This window comes from Pantoea latae (genome assembly GCF_002077695.1).
GTDB classification, from domain to species: Bacteria; Pseudomonadota; Gammaproteobacteria; order Enterobacterales; family Enterobacteriaceae; genus Pantoea; species Pantoea latae.
This window is the reverse complement of sequence record NZ_MWUE01000037.1, coordinates 38,240-54,430: the sequence shown is the minus strand read 5'-3', so window position 1 is coordinate 54,430 and position 16,191 is coordinate 38,240. Positions and strand designations below refer to the sequence as shown.

Genomic DNA, 16,191 nt, shown 5'->3' with positions numbered 1-16,191 from the left:
GAAACAGAACCTCAACGAAACCTGTTTAGCCTCTTTTTCAGCTTTACCCTTTAGCCGGCGCGCCTATAATAGCGGCAACTTTCTTCTGGAGAATTCACTTGGACAGTCATTCGAATTATTTACTGACACCGGCAAGCTGAATTTCCATGCTGCTTGCCATCCGGCGGGCAGCAATCCTGTTTAATAACGGTTGCTTCCTGAATAACCTGTTCAAAGCAAGGCGATCGTTATGCTGCTTTTTACTCACGCTCTGTTTCCTCCTCCTCGCTGCGCGTAGCTGACTGGCTGCGTTTTACGCCTGCGCATTCTCGCCGCGTCGATACGATGTTGCGCCGAGAGGAGCACACCTGCGGCTTATTCGCCCGTCACGCTACGCATCCCCGTAAATATTTCCTTTATTACGCACGCTTATTTTTGCGTGCCGGGATCGCTTTGCCTGTTACAGGGAGAATTTATCATGTCCGAATTAAAACTTGAAAATCAGACGCTGGCAAAAAATAGTCGTGCCTCTGCGCGCCGCGCCGCAAAACCTTATTTAATCGAGCAGGAAGCGGCGCGAACGGTCGAAGAGACGCTGGCCCATCTGCACAGCCATGAACAGGGGCTGAGCCAGCAGGAGGCGCAGCGTCGGCTGGCGCAGTTTGGTCCTAACGAGGTGGCGCAGGAGAAAGCGCCGCCCGCGCTGCTGCAGCTGCTGATGGCGTTCCACAACCCCTTTATCTACGTACTGCTGGCGCTGGCGCTGGTGAGCTTTTTCACCGACTACTGGCTGCCGCTGCGCGCAGGAGACGCGGGCGATCTCACCGGCGTCATTATTATCAGCACCATGGTGACGCTGAGCGCGCTGCTGCGCTTCTGGCAGGAGTTTCGTACCAACCGCGCCGCGCAGGCGTTGAAGTCGCTGGTACGCACCACGGCAACGGTGATGCGCGACGGCGTGACTCAGGAGATCGCCATGCGCGAACTGGTGCCCGGCGATATCGTGCTGCTCAGCGCGGGCGATCTGGTGCCGGCCGACGTGCGCCTGATCCGCTCACGCGATCTTTCCGTCAGCCAGGCGGTGCTGACGGGCGAGTCGCTGCCGGTAGAGAAGGTCGATCTCAGTGCCGAGGTGGCGGCGAAAAGCAGCGGCGGTCAGCCGGGCGGTAACAGCCTGCTGGCGCTGGATAACGTCTGCCTGATGGGCGCCAGCGTCGCCAGCGGCAGCGCGCGCGCCGTGGTGGCGGCGACAGGCAGCCAGACTTACTTCGGCTCGCTGGCGAAATCGCTGGTCGGCAGCCGCGCCGAGACCGCCTTCGATCGCGGCGTCAACAGCGTCAGCATGCTGCTGATCCGCTTTATGCTGGTGATGGTGCCGGTGGTGCTGCTGATTAACGGCTTCAGCAAAGGTGACTGGATCGACGCCACGCTGTTCGCGCTGGCCGTCGCCGTGGGGCTAACGCCGGAAATGCTGCCGATGATCGTCAGCTCCAACCTGGCGAAAGGGGCGATGGCGATGGCGCGCCGCAAGGTGATCGTTAAACGGCTGAACGCCATCCAGAACCTTGGCGCAATGGATCTGCTCTGCACCGACAAAACCGGCACCCTGACGCAGGATGAGATCCAGCTGTCGCACGCCTTTAACTGCGCCGGCGAAGAGGATGCGCGCGTGCTGCTGCTCGCCTGGCTAAACAGCAGCAGCCAGACAGGCAGCAAAAATCCGATGGATCGCGCGGTGACGCGCGCAGGGGAGGCGCAGGTCAGCGAGGCGCAGCGCAGCCGCTATCACAAACAGGATGAGCTGCCTTTCGATTTTGCCCGACGCCGCGTGTCGGTGCTGCTGGAGGATCTACAGCAGGGCGAGCCGCTGCTGATCTGTAAAGGCGCGGTTGAGGAGATGCTCGCCGTGTCGGACAGTATTCGCGTCAACGGCGAACGGCTGCCGCTCTGCGCAGCGCGGCGCGCGGCGCTGCAGGCGCAGGCGGAAACCTACAACCAGCAGGGCTTCCGCGTGCTGCTGCTGGCGACGCGCGAAGGAGAAACGGCGCTGCCGCTGACGCAGCAGGATGAGCGTGAGCTGACGCTGGAGGGCATGCTGACCTTCCTCGATCCGCCGAAAGCGAGCGCGGCACAGGCGATTCAGGCGCTGCGCGCCAGCGGCGTGGCGGTCAAAGTGCTGACCGGCGATAACCCAATTATCACCGCGCGCATCTGCCGCGAGGTGGGACTGGACGCCAGCGCGCTGCTCACCGGCGACCAGATTGACGCGATGAACGATATGGCGCTAGCGCAGGCCGCCGAGCAGAGCTGTCTGTTCGCCAGACTGACGCCGCCGCAGAAAGCGCGCCTGGTGCGCCTGTTCCAGCAGAACGGCCACACGGTCGGCTTTCTCGGCGACGGCATTAACGACGCGCCGGCGCTGCGCGACGCCGACGTGGGGATTTCGGTCGACAGCGCGGCGGATATCGCCAAAGAGTCCTCCGACATTATTCTGCTGGAGAAGGATCTGCGCGTGCTGGAAGCGGGCGTGCTGAAAGGGCGCGAAACCTTCGGCAACATCATCAAGTACCTGAACATGACCGCCAGCTCAAACTACGGCAACGTCTTTTCGGTGTTGATCGCCAGCGCCTTTATTCCGTTTCTGCCGATGCTGTCGATTCATCTGCTGCTGCAGAACCTGATGTACGACATCTCCCAGCTGGCGCTGCCCTGGGACAAAATGGACCCGGAGTTTCTGCGCCAGCCGCGCAAGTGGGACGCCAGCAACATCCGCCGCTTTATGCTGTGGATGGGGCCGACCTCGTCGCTGTTTGATATCAGCACTTTTGCGCTGATGTGGTTCGTCTTTGGCGCCAACCACGCGGGCGCGCAGTCGCTGTTTCAGTCAGGCTGGTTCGTGGAGGGCTTGCTGTCGCAGACGCTGGTGGTGCATATGCTGCGCACCCAAAAGATCCCCTTTATTCAGAGCCGCGCGGCGCTGCCGGTGCTGCTGACCACCTGTGCCATTATGGCGCTCGGCATCGCCATTCCCTTCTCGCCGCTCGGCGCAATGGTCGGGCTGGTGCCGCTGCCGCTCGCCTATTTCCCGTGGCTGGCGGCGACCCTGTTCGGCTACTGTCTGGTAGCGCAGGGCATGAAGACGCTTTACATTCGCCGTTTTGGCCAGTGGTTCTAGGAGGACGGCGATGAAAAGAGCAAGACTTGACCGCGCCTTCGTCGGCGTTGTGGCGATCGCGATTGTGCTGATTCTGCTGACGGTATTCCTGCGATAAACCAGAGGCGGCGAGGTGACTCGCCGCTTGTCCCTTCCCGGCACGGTTACGCCTGAAATTAATATTGGTATTAATCTCCCCGCTTTAACCCTCCTGCCTGTGCTCTACTTTTTTACACAAACTCGTAAAATAGCTTAAACATTTAGACTGAAATTCCAGCAGTGGCGAGTTGCCGTTGTGCTTAAATTATGCATAATACGCAGCCAGTTTTACTTAAATTAACATAATTTACGATTACTTTACGCGACAGGGACTGTCTGATGTATTTTCAGCATAAATGTATTTCGCTCTCTTTTACGCTGCTGGCTGGCGCCTTTTTCACCATGCAGGCGGCCGCGGCCGATCCGCTGCAAGATGGAAACAGGCAGCTCCGACAGCAGCAGCAGCGCCAGCAGGCTCTGGAGCAGCAAATCGAGCCGAAAGCACCTGACGTGCGCCTTTCCCCGCCAGCTTCGGGCTTCGGACGCATCAATTTTCCCGTTGAAAAACCCTGTTTTCCTGTCGCGCGCGTCCAGCTGCAGGGACAAGAGACGCTGCCGCGCTGGCTGCCGCTGGCCCGTATCGCCAGCCAGGCGCAGGGAGACTGCCTGGGCGCGAAAGGCATTAACCTGCTGATGAGCACGCTACAAAACCGGCTGGTGGATCACGGCTATGTCACCACGCGCGTGCTGGCACCTTCGCAGGATCTCAACAGCGGGACGTTGCGGCTGGTGATCGTGCCCGGCTACGTGCGGCAGGCGAAGCTGACGCCGGAGAGCGACCGCTACCTCTGGCTCTACAGCGCCTTTCCCGCCCACGCAGGCAATCTGCTCGATCTGCGTGATATTGAACAGGGGCTGGAGAATCTTCAGCGGCTGCCGACCGTGCAGGCGGATATGGCAGTGGTGCCCGGCGAACAGCCTGGCGAGAGCGACATCCAGGTGCGCTGGAAGCAGCAGAAAATGTGGCGCCTCGGTGCCTCGCTGGATGACTCCGGCACGCGCAGCACCGGACGCTATCTGGGCGGCGTCACGCTGTCGCTCGATAATCCTTTCGCCCTGAGCGATCTGTTTTATCTTTCGGCCACGCACGATCTACAGGGCCAGGGCGGCAAGGGCAGTAAAAACCTCACCGGCCACTATTCAGTGCCGTTCGGCTACTGGATGTTCTCAGTAACCGGCAGCGACTACGACTATCACCAGACGGTGGCCGGGATAAACCAGGATTACCGCTACAGTGGCAAAAGCAAAAGCCTCGATCTACAGCTCAGCCGGGTGCTGCACCGCAGCGGCTCGCAGAAAACGTCGCTGAGCTACGATGTGCTGACGCGCCAAAGCCGTAACTATATCAACGACACCGAGGTGGAGGTGCAGCGGCGGCAAACCGCCGCCTGGCGTATCGGCCTGCAGCATCGTCACTATATCCAGCAGGCGACACTGGACGCGGGCGTCAGCTATCAGCGCGGCACCCGCTGGTTCGGCGCCCAGCCGGCGCCGGAAGAGACTTTCGGCGAGGCGACGGCGCTGAGCAAAATCGTGCAGCTTAACGCCCAGTTCAACCTGCCGTTCCGCATCGGCGATCAGCGTTTTCGTTACAACATGCAGTATCTGCACCAGATGAGCAGCACACCGCTCACGCCACAGGAGCAGTTCTCCATCGGTAACCGCTGGACGGTGCGCGGCTTTGACGGCGAGCGCACCCTTAACGCCAGTCGCGGCTGGTTTGTCCGCAACGACATCGCCTGGAGCACGCCGCTGCCCGCGCAGGAGTTCTATCTCGGCGCGGACTATGGCGAGGTAGGCGGCGCAGGCAGTGAGCTGCTCACCGGCCAGCATCTGGGGGGCGGCGTGGCGGGGCTGCGTGGACAGGCCCTTAACACCGGCTATGACCTGTTTATCGGCACGCCGCTGTCAAAACCAGACGGCCTGCGCACCAGCAGCGTCACGCTCGGCTTCAACCTCAACTGGAGCTACTGAGCATGCGCGCGGGAAACTATGAGATTTCATCGCCGCTGATCCTCGGCGGTGAAGCGCGCGAAGCGGAGGTGTTGGGCGCCGCGGTCTGGCTCTGGATGCATTCGCCGCTGCATCGCGACGCGCCGCTGCACGCGCTGCCGACGCTGCTGCTGCCGATTATCAAACAGCGGCAGTACGTGCTGGCGGCAGAAGCGGGCAAGCCGGTTTTTTTCTTTAGCTGGGCCTGGCTGAACGAGGAAGCCGAAGCGCGCTATCTCCAACTGCCCGCCATCCATTTTCCGCCCGAGGACTGGAACAGCGGCGCTCGCATGTGGTGCTGTGACTGGATTGCGCCCTTTGGCCATACCGCAGCGATGAGCCGCCTGATACGGCGCGACCTCTTTCCTCACGCCTGCTGGCGGGCGTTAGATCATCGCGGCGAGCAGCGCGGCAAGCGCGTGTTGAATTTTCATGGCGGCAGCGTCAGCCATGAGGCAGCTAAACGCTGGCGGCAGGCGCATCCGCTGGCGCTGGAGTTACCGCAAATCTGACAGGGATAGTAGATGAACAGAAACCTCTACCGCATTATTTTCAACAAAGCGCGCGGCATGCTGATGGTGGTGGCCGATATCGCCCGTTCGGGCCGCGCTGGTAGCGCTCGCTCGTCGGGCGTAGGTTGCACGATTAGCCGTCTGGTCGGCCGGGTAGGCGCGCTGAGCTTTAGCCTCTGGCTGGCGATGGGCGTGATCCAGCCCGCCAGCGCCGCTATCGTCGCGGATGCGCAGGCGCCTGGCGGTCAGCAGCCGACCATTATCAACAGCGCCAACGGCACGCCGCAAATTAATATCCAGACTCCTTCCGCCGGCGGGGTGTCGCGCAACCGCTACAGCCAGTTCGACGTTGGGCAGCAGGGTGCCATTCTTAATAACTCCCACAAAAACGTGCAGACTGAACTGGGCGGCATGGTGAGCGGCAACCCCTGGCTCGCCCGAGGCGAGGCCAAAGTTATCCTCAACGAGGTTAACTCGCGCGATCCCAGCCGCCTGAACGGCTTTGTCGAAGTGGCGGGGCAAAAAGCGCAAGTGGTGATCGCCAACCCCTCCGGCATCACCTGTAACGGCTGCGGATTTATCAACGCCAACCGCGCCACGCTCACCACCGGCCAGGCGCAGATGACTAACGGCAACCTCACCGGTTTTAACGTCGAGCGAGGCGAAGTGGCGGTTGAAGGCGCGGGAATGGACAGCTCGCGCCAGGACTACACCGACATTATCGCCCACTCGGTGAAAATTAACGCCAGCGTCTGGGCTAAGGATCTGAACGTCACCACTGGACGCAACCAGGTGGATGCGGCGCATCAGCAGGTGGCAAAACAGGGCGACGAGCCCGCTTCGCGTCCGCAGGTGGCGCTGGACGTCTCCAGCCTCGGCGGCATGTATGCCGGAAAAATCCGCCTGATTGGCACTGAGGCGGGCGTCGGCGTGCGCAATGCGGGCAGCATCGGCGCGCAGGCCGGCGCGGTGACCATCACCGCCGATGGCCGCATCGAAAACAGCGGCAGCATACGCAGCAGCGGCGAGTTGCAGGTCACCACCAGAGAAGGCTTGAGCAACAGCGGCGCGCTTTTCGCCGGCGGCAGCGCCACGGTCGCCAGCACGGCGGAGGTGCAGAATAGCGGTTCGGTCGCCGCGCGCCATAACGTGACGCTGCAGGCCGCTCGTCTCAACAGCGCGACGTCAGGCATTCTTGCCGCAGGCGTACAGGATGACGGCAGGCTCGGCGACTCAGGCGATCTGACGCTCGCCGCCGATGGCGCGCTGAGCGCGCAGGGCGAGAACCTGGCGGGCGGCAGCCTGACCGCGCGCGGCCAGCGCCTGGATCTCAGCGGCAGCCGCACGCAGGGAAAAAACATCACGATCGAAGCGCGCGACGGCGACATCGCTACGCGCGGCGGCATGCTCGTTGCGCAGCAGCAGCTGGCTGCCCACGCCAGCAAAATGCTGGATAACGACGGCGGCGTGCTGACCGCCAGCAAGCTCGATCTGCAGGCGCGCGATCTCTCCAGCCAGCAGGGCGAGATCAGCCAAACCGGCGGCGACGATCTTTCTCTCACGCTATCGGGCAGCCTGAACAATCGCGGCGGACGCCTCGCCACCAACAGCGGTAATCTCACTCTCAACGCCGATACGCTGAATAACCAGTCCGGCGAGATCGCTCATGCCGGCAGCGGCACGCTGGCCATCAACGCGCGCAGTCTGCAGGGCGGCGACGGCAAACTGCTCTCCAGCGGTCAGCTCAGCCTGCGCGGCGGCGAGTTCAACCTCGAGATGGGAACGACCTCCGCGCAGCAGATCGACGCCGAGGTCGACAGCCTGTCGAACCAGCAGGGCCAGCTGATACAGAACGGCAGCGGCGCGATGCGGCTGCATACGCGCGGCACCCTGAATAACCAGGGCGGCCAGCTGGCGGGCAACGGCAATATCGACCTCCAGGCCGCGGCGCTGGATAACCGTTCTGGCGCTATCGTCGCCGCGCAGCAGGGCAGCCTGACGGCGCAGGTCAGCGGCACGGTCGACAATCAACAGGGCGAGCTGGCGGCCAGTCGCGACCTCAGGCTGAACGCCGATCGGCTGGACAACCGCCAGGGCCGCGCGTCGGCGGCAACCGGCGCCGCCAGCCTCGCCACGCAGCAGGCACTGGCGAATCAGGCGGGCCGTATTGAGGCGAAGGGCGATCTGACCCTTAATGCCGCCGGGCTGGAGAATCAGAACGGCACGCTGTTGGGCGACAGCCTTCAGCTGGGGCTAGGCCAGGCCGCACTGGATAACCAGCGCGGCGTCATCGCCGCATCAGGCGCGCTGCGCAGCGACAGCGGCGCGCTCAACAACGACGGCGGGCTGCTGCAGGCGGGCGGCGATCTGCTGCTCGACACGCACGGCGCGCGCCTGAGCAATCAGCTGAGCGGCGACAGCGGCGGCATTCTGAGTTCCGGCGCGCTGACGCTGCGCAGCGGCGAGCTGGATAACCGTCAGGGAATGCTGGCGAGCGGCGGCGATGCACAGCTGACCACGCAGACGCTGAACAACAGCGGCGGCACGCTGGTGGGCAAACAGCAGTTGCAGATAGAGAGCGACGGCGCGCTGACCAACGACGCGGGCCTGTTGCAGTCGGGCGGCGACGCCCGTATTGACACGCACGGCTACGCGCTGAGCAACCGCGACAGCGGCAGCAAAGGCGGCATCAGCAGCCTGGGCACGCTCGCGCTTAACGTTGGCGCGGTCGACAACCAGCAGGGCTTTATCGCCAGCCAGGGCGATCTCCAGCTAGACGGCGCGCAGCTGGATAACCAGCGCGGCACGCTCGCCTCGCAGGCGGCGCTTTCCGCCGTCACGGCCAGCGTCAGCAACCAGAGCGGCACCATCAAAGCGGGCCAGGGGCTCACGCTGGAGGCGGCGCAGCGGCTCGATAACCAGAGCGGCACGATCGGCGCGGGCAAGGCGCTGCGCGTCATGGCCGACGAGCTGCTTAACGGCCAGGGCATGGTGGCGAGCGGCGACACAGGCAGCCTGAGCGTCGACGCGCTGGATAACCGCGGCGGGCAGCTGGCGGCGCAGCAGGCGCTGACGCTGCGCGGCGGCACGCTCGACAACAGCGACGGCGGCCTTATCCAGAGCGGCGATCGTCTCGATATCGGCGTCGACGCGCTGCTTAACCAGAACAGCGGCGAGAAAGGCGGGCTGACCAGCCAGGGCGAGATGCTGATCCGCGCCGGGCAGATAGAGAACGCGCAGGGGCTGGCCCTGAGCGGAAAAGGCTTGCAGCTGGCGGCGGGCAGCCTGAATAATGCAGCTGGCACGCTGGTGGCGCAGGAGCAGCTTCGCCTCGACATCGCATCGCCGCAGAACGCGCCGCGCCTTAACACCGCATCGATGCTGAATGCGCTGCGTCTCGATACCGCATCGCCGCTGAATAACAGGGCAGGCCTGCTGCAGGGCGGTAGCGTGCTCGTCGACAGCCACGGCCAGGGCATCGACAACCAGAACGGCACCCTCTACAGCCTGGGCGATCTTAGCCTGCAAAGCAGCGATATCGACAATCAGGGCGGCACGCTGGGCGCGAAGGGCGACCTCAGCCTGCAAAGCGGCGAGCTGGATAACCGCAATGGCGGGCGCGTGGTGAGCGAGCAGGCGGCCAGTCTTACCACTGCGCATCTGGATAACCGCGGCGGGCAGATCCAGAGCGTTGGCGATCTGCTGTTGTCGAGCGCGCAGGGCGTGATCGATAACGCAGCCGGTCTTATCCGCAGCGGCGCGACCGCCGTGCTCAATGCGCTGCAGCTCAATAACCAGGATACCCAGGGCGCGCAGCAGGGCATCGAAGCGGCAAACCTCAACGTCACCAGCGACAGCATCGCCAACCAGCGCGGCACGCTGCTGGCCGACCGGCAGCTGACCATCAACAGCCGGGGCAGCGTCGACAACAGCCAGGGCGAGCTGTCTGCCGGAGAGGATCTTTTGCTGCAGGGCAACGGCCTGACGCTGACCAATAGTGCGGGCAGCGTTAAGGCGGGGCGATCGCTGCTGATCCGCGCCGATCGCATTAGTGGAGATGGCCAGATCCTGTCGCGCGGCGACATCACGCTGCTCAGCCAGCAGAGCCTGAACAACAGCGGCGAGATGATCGCCAACGGCAGCTTCAACTTCACCACGCCAGGCGACGTCGTCAACAGCGGCAAACTGCTGGCGGGCAGCAAGCTGGATCTGCGCGCCAGCAATCTGCTGAACGCCGCCAGCGGCGAGATCAATGCCGGGCAGGACTGGCTGACCCTCAACGGGCAGCTCACCAACTACGGCCTGATCGACGGCAAGCAGACGCTGCTCAAAGCCGGCACCTTAACCAATATCGGCAGTGGCCGGATTTACGGCGATACGGTCGGCGTGCAGGCCAGCACCTTCAATAACCTGGCGGAAAACGGCACCGCCGCCACGCTGGCGGGGCGCGAGCGGGTCGATATTGGCGTCCAGATATTGAACAACCGCGATCACGGTCTGATCTACAGCGCGGGGCATATGGCGCTGGGCGGGCAGCTGGACGCCAGCGGGCTGGCGACCGGCAGGGCCGACACGCTCAACAACCACAGCGCCACCATCGAGTCGGCGGGCGATATGCAGATTGACGCTGGGCAGATCAATAACGTCAACGACCATTTCAGCACCGAGCTGGCGACCGTTTCTACAGAGGCGATCACCGAGTATCAGCAGTCGGGCGACACCGTGCGCTGGAAAGCGGGCGAAGAGGGCGTCTTTGTCGATCGCAACTCCGCCGACTCGCTGCTGAACCTTAACACGCCGGGCAAAACCGGCAGCAACCACGACCGCTTTACCCAGTATGACTACACCCGCACGGTGCAGGAGACGCAGATCGCCGAAAGCGATCCGGCGAAGATCATCGCGGGCGGCAATATGACGGTGAACGCCGATAAGGTGTTCAACGATAAAAGCCAGATTGTAGCGGGCAACACGCTGACGATGAACGCGGGCGAGCTCGATAACGTCGAGGTGGCGGGTCAGCGCATCACGACCGACGTTGGTAAGGTCACCAGCTACTACCGCATCCGCCATAAAGGCGGCGACAGCCAGGGCAAAGATACCTCGGGATATTCGCCGCCGGATGTAATCGAGACGATTGCGCTGAAGCCGAGCCAGCTGGTCGATCACGGCGACATCAGCGGCACGCCAGTCTCGCTGGCGCCACAGAGCGCGCAGGGCACCGACGCGGCAATCGGCCATACCGGCGGCGTCAGCGCCGCCGTGGCGGGCAGCGCACTTGCGCCTGACTGGCAGGCGGTCGATAGCGGCGCGCTGCCCGCTATCGCCGCCGCCGCCCTGAAGCCGGGGCAGCGTTTTGAAGTCGCCAGCAGCGTCGCGCCGCAGCAGGGCGAAGCGGCACGCGTGGTGCGCATTGTCGGGCCGGATACGCGCCTGCCGGACAACAGCCTGTTTAAAACCAATCCGTCGCCTGGCGGCAAATACCTGGTGGAAACCGATCCGCGCTTTACCCAGGAGAAGCAGTGGTTGAGCAGCGACTATATGCAGGAGAAGCTGACGCAGAACAGCGACAACCTCCTGAAGCGGCTGGGCGACGGCTACTACGAGCAGCGCCTGATCCGCGAACAGGTGATCAACCTGACCGGGCAGCGTTATCTGGACGGCTACAGCAACGACGAAGAGCAGTACAAGGCGCTGATGAACAACGCCATCGACTTCAGCCAGCAGTACAACCTGACGCTCGGCGTGGCGCTGACGCCGCAGCAGATGGCGCTGCTGACCAAAGATATTGTCTGGCTGGTGAACGCGCAGGTCAGGCTGCCGGATGGTTCCAGCCAGACGGTGCTGGTGCCGCAGGTTTACGCGCGCGTTCAGCCGGGCGATGTCGACGGCAGCGGCGCGCTGATTGCGGGCCGCAACCTCAATCTGAACCTGGGCGGTGGCCTGTTTAACAGCGGCACGCTGGCCGGACGCGAGGTGGTGAAGCTGAGCGCCGACAATATTACTAACCTGGCGGGCACCATCAAGGGCGCCAGCGTCGATCTCACTGCCCGCACCGATATCAACAACATCGGCGGCGTAATCCAGGGCACCGACGCGCTGCTGGCCAGCGCCGGACGGGATATCAACGCCATCAGCACCACGCGCAGCGTCGAGAGCCGCAGCGGCGACAACAGCTTTGCGCGCACCACCGTCGACAGCGTGGCGGGCATGTACGTGCAGGGCGACGACGGCAGGCTGATCCTGCAGGCGGGACGTGATATCAACCTGACGGCGGCGCAGGTGGTCAACAGCGGCAAGTCGAGCCAGACGGTGCTTCATGCGGGCCGCGACCTCAGCCTTACTACCGTCACCACTGCAAGCCGCGACGATATCGTCTGGGACAGCGACAACAGCCTGAAGCAGGGCAATACGCAGGAGATTGGCAGCGAAGTGGTGGGCAAAGGCGACGTCTCGCTGCTGGCAGGCAACGATCTTAAGGCGCGCGCCGCCACCCTGTCGGCCGACCTCGCGCTGGCGCTGACCGCCGGACAGGATGTTACGCTGACGAATGGTGAGAACACCCAGGATCTGGACGAGCGGCATAAGGTGACCGGCAGCAGCGGCTGGCTGTCGAAGAGCACCACCACCACGCGTGACCAGATTGCGCGCCAGACGGCGCAGGGCAGCGCGCTGAGCGGCGACAGCGTCACGGTAGCGGCAGGCAACGACCTGCGCGTGCAGGGCAGCCAGATCGCGGGCACGCACGACGTCGCGCTGCAGGCGGGCAACGACCTCAGCGTGGTGGGCGCGACGGAGCGCAACAGCGAACAGCACCTGGCACAGGAGAAAAAGAGCGGGCTGTCAGGCACCGGCGGCATTGGTTTCAGTTACGGCACGCAGAGCATGAAAACCAGCGACACGGCGCAGGAGCTGACCAACCAGGGCAGCACCGTCGGCAGCGTAAACGGCAACGTGACGCTGGAGGCGGGCAACCGTCTGGACGTTAACGGCTCCGAACTTATCGCCGGCAAAAACCTCACGCTGGACGGGCGCGACGTCAGCGTCACCGCGGCGGAGAACCAGAGCAGCCAGACGCACAAGGTCGAGCAGAAAACCTCCGGCCTGACGCTGGCGCTCTCCGGCACGGTGGGCAGCGCGCTCAATACGGCGGCGCAGACGGTGCAGGAGGCGAAGTCCGCCGACAGCGGACGGCTGGCGGCGCTGCAGGGCACTAAAGCCGCGCTCAGCGGCGTGCAGGCGACGCAGGCCGCGCGCCTGGCGGCGGCGCAGGGCAGCAGCCCGGAGAACAACAATGCTATCGGGGTCAGCCTCTCTTACGGCAGCCAGTCCTCTACCTCCACGCAGCGCAGCGAGCAGCGCACCGCCCAGGGCAGCAGCCTGACGGCGGGGGACAACCTGAGCGTGGTGGCGCGCGGCAGCGGCGTGAAAGGCGCCGACGGCGACCTGACGGTGCAGGGCAGCCAGCTGCAGGCCGGCAAGGATGTGCTGCTGTCGGCCAGCCGTGACCTGAACCTGCTGTCGGCCGCCAATACCTCCTCGCTGGAGGGGAAAAACGAGAGCCACGGCGGCAGCCTGGGCGTGGGCATCGGCGCGGGCCAGGGCGGCTGGGGCATCAGCGTCTCCGCCAGCGTCAACAAGGGCAAAGGCAGCGAGCAGGGCAGCGGCGTCACCTACACTGAGACGCAGGTAAGCGCGGGCAGCCAGGTAACGATGGTGAGCGGGCGCGACACCACTCTTCAGGGCGCGCAGGTGAGCGGCGAGAAGGTGAAGGCGGAGGTGGGCCGCAACCTGACGCTGGCGAGCGAGCAGGACAGCGACCGCTACGACTCGAAGCAGCAGAGCGCCAGCGCGGGCGGCAGCTTTACTTTTGGCTCCATGACCGGCTCGGCCAGCGTCAACGCCTCGCGCGACAAGATGCACAGCACCTGGCAGAGCGTGGAGGAGCAGACCGGCATCTTCGCGGGTAAGGGCGGCTTTGACGTGAGCGTCGGAGAGCACACGCAGCTGGACGGGGCGGTAATCGGCTCCACCGCGACGGCGGATAAAAACCGGCTGGAGACGGGGACGCTTGGGTTCAGCGACATCGGGAACCACGCGGACTATAAGGTGGAGCACCAGAGCGCGGGCATCAGCACGGGCGGCAGCATCGCCGGTCAGTTTGCCGGAAACATGGCGAACGGGCTGCTGGTAGGAGCGAACCACAGCGGCAGCGACAGCTCGGTGACGAAGGCGGCGGTGAGCGAGGGCGCGATAGTTATCCGCGACCGGGACAATCAGGCGCAGGACGTGAGCGGGCTGAGCCGGGACGTGGAGCATGCGAACCAGACGCTGTCGCCAATATTTGATAAGGAAAAAGAGCAGAACCGGCTGCAGGAGGCGCAGCTGATTGGTGAGATTGGCAATCAGGCGGCGGATATCGCCCGGACGGAGGGGCAGATACGGGCCACGAACGCCGGTAAGGCGGAGCTGGCGAAGAACGGCATAAACGAGCCGGGCGAAGGCGCGTCGAAGGAAGATTGGGCGAAGTACAACGAGAAGCTGACGGCGACGGACAGCTATAAGGCCGCCCAGCAGCAGTGGGGCACCGGAAGCGCCATCCAGCAGGGCATTCAGGCGGCGACGGCGGCGGTGCAGGGTCTGGCGGGTGGCAACCTGGCGCAGGCGGCCAGCGGGGCGGCGGCGCCTTACCTGGCGGAAGTCATCAAACAAACCGCGCCGGATGAAGCCAGCCGTATCATGGCTCATGCGGCCGTAGCCGGAGTGATTGCTGCAGCACAGGGCAACTCAGCGCTGTCCGGCGCGGCTGGCGCAGCGACCACGGCGGCAATGGGTGAAGCCATCAAGAATGCGCTGTATGGCAACGTGCCGGTAAGCCAGTTAAGCGAGGAGCAGAAGCAGACGCTGGTCGCACTGGGCACGGTTGCGGCAGGCCTCGCGGGCGGCCTTACAGGTAACTCAGCAGCTGACGCGGTCGCAGGCGCGCAGGCTGGCCAAAATGAAATCAGTAACAATATGTTCAGCGCGGGCATGTTGCAGCAGATGCTGGCACAAGAAACGCTGAACTCGGCGGCGATGGCCGAAGCGGGTAAAGGCGGTGCAAACGAGCAGGCGGCGCTGGCGCTGACTAAGAAGGTAAAAGAAGGACTGGATGCGGCATGCCGGGCAAATACCGGCTGCGTCCTGATGGCAATAGTATCGGCGCAGAGCCAGCAGCATACGAATGAAGCAGGCAGCAAAACCGAAACGGTGCCAGTTAATGACGATCTGACGGGTGGAAAGCTGGTTAATCCGGCTGCGGATGAAACTAAAGGAACGTCACTGGTTACGCCGGATCGGTCGCCGGGACAGGGAGTAATCCATACAGGAAATACTGAAGGTGTGCCAGATACGGGGGGGAATACAACGGTAACACCGATTTTTGAACAGGATAAAAATGATTATACCTATCTGGCTGAAGGTGACAGACCTGCAAATTTATCTCCTGAAGGAAGCGCAAGAGCAGGAGCGTTTAATGAGGCTAAACGTCAGTCAGGCATCCCAGTTAGCCAAAGCCCGAGCAAGGTTCATCCAAACGTAGATAAACGCGGCAATCCACAACCCGGATATATATATGAATTTGATGTGCCAAAATCAGGTGGCGGTACAGAAAAGATATATATTAGAGATGATGCTGGCGGACATTTTTTTGGTGAGGATAATCCTCAAAATCGAGGATCGCATTTTAACGACCCTAAAGGTAATCATTATGACTACTAATATTTTTACGAGATGCGCAGAGGATATTTCTTCTGCAAATGACATAGCTGATTTTCATGGCCGTTACTCTATAACGGGAAAGAATATCTCTGCGGTTAGCTGGGAGATTACTAACCGGACTAGAAGGGAAGGTAGCGAAAGCTTATTAAAGTTGATGATAAAGAGGTTATTATTGCTTGATGAATTAGAGGGGGTTAAGTTGACAGTTATAGTTGAGCTTTCGGCTGCGCAGCCTGATAGTGCTATGGTTAATCATAAAAAGTTATGGGGGCTGCTTCAAGATCGAGGTGTTAACATAGAAGGTATATCCGATAAGGTTAGCTTTATTAGAAAAAATAATGATGGTCTAAAAATTTCAGGAGTTGGGGTAATTGATTTATCTCAGGAGGGAGTGATCAGTAGCCTGATAAATGCTGAAAATAATGTTTATTTTGCTATAAGTAGATATAAACTTAAAAAAATTGATTATGGAGAGGGGCGGTCCTACTGGATGAACGAAACCTGGAGAGAGGGAGGCGTGGTTTTTTTTGCCTTAGGTTTTTTTGACGAACCATCTTGTGAAATTGCTGCCATGGGTAATAAGGAAGAGATTCTGAATTTGATTGCTAATTAGGCGGCGGAAGAGTCACAGGAATAATTTGGTTTGACATTATGGGACGATAGTCGTTGAAACAAAAGTCAATAAAGATGACATGGCTA

At 62.2% G+C, this 16,191-nt stretch carries 6 protein-coding genes; all 6 read left to right on the top strand.

All coding sequences use genetic code 11. The features are described from left to right. The first annotated feature begins 457 nt into the window (after positions 1–457). Positions 458–3,154, top strand: a complete 2,697-nt coding sequence (gene mgtA / locus B2J69_RS22010; protein WP_081142394.1) for a magnesium-translocating P-type ATPase — start codon at positions 458–460, stop codon at positions 3,152–3,154. 10 nt (positions 3,155–3,164) lie between these two features. Beyond that, positions 3,165–3,251, top strand: coding sequence for a magnesium transporter protection protein MgtU (mgtU, locus tag B2J69_RS24575; protein ID WP_407944765.1), 87 nt, complete (start codon positions 3,165–3,167; stop codon positions 3,249–3,251). A gap of 260 nt (positions 3,252–3,511) precedes the next feature. Beyond that, positions 3,512–5,206 (top strand): ShlB/FhaC/HecB family hemolysin secretion/activation protein, encoded by a 1,695-nt coding sequence (locus B2J69_RS22005; RefSeq protein WP_081142392.1) that lies wholly within the window; start codon positions 3,512–3,514, stop codon positions 5,204–5,206. A gap of 2 nt (positions 5,207–5,208) precedes the next feature. Continuing rightward, the gene (locus B2J69_RS22000) at positions 5,209–5,736 is read left to right on the top strand and encodes a toxin-activating lysine-acyltransferase (RefSeq protein WP_081142390.1); all 528 of its coding nucleotides are present in this window, start codon (positions 5,209–5,211) and stop codon (positions 5,734–5,736) included. Between the two features lie 12 nt (positions 5,737–5,748). Then, positions 5,749–15,492 (top strand): two-partner secretion domain-containing protein, encoded by a 9,744-nt coding sequence (locus tag B2J69_RS21995; RefSeq protein WP_081142388.1) that lies wholly within the window; start codon positions 5,749–5,751, stop codon positions 15,490–15,492. Beyond that, the gene (locus tag B2J69_RS21990; protein ID WP_143806328.1) at positions 15,482–16,105 is read left to right on the top strand and encodes a hypothetical protein; all 624 of its coding nucleotides are present in this window, start codon (positions 15,482–15,484) and stop codon (positions 16,103–16,105) included. Before B2J69_RS21995 ends, B2J69_RS21990 begins: the two co-directional genes overlap by 11 nt. Positions 16,106–16,191: the final 86 nt, after the last annotated feature.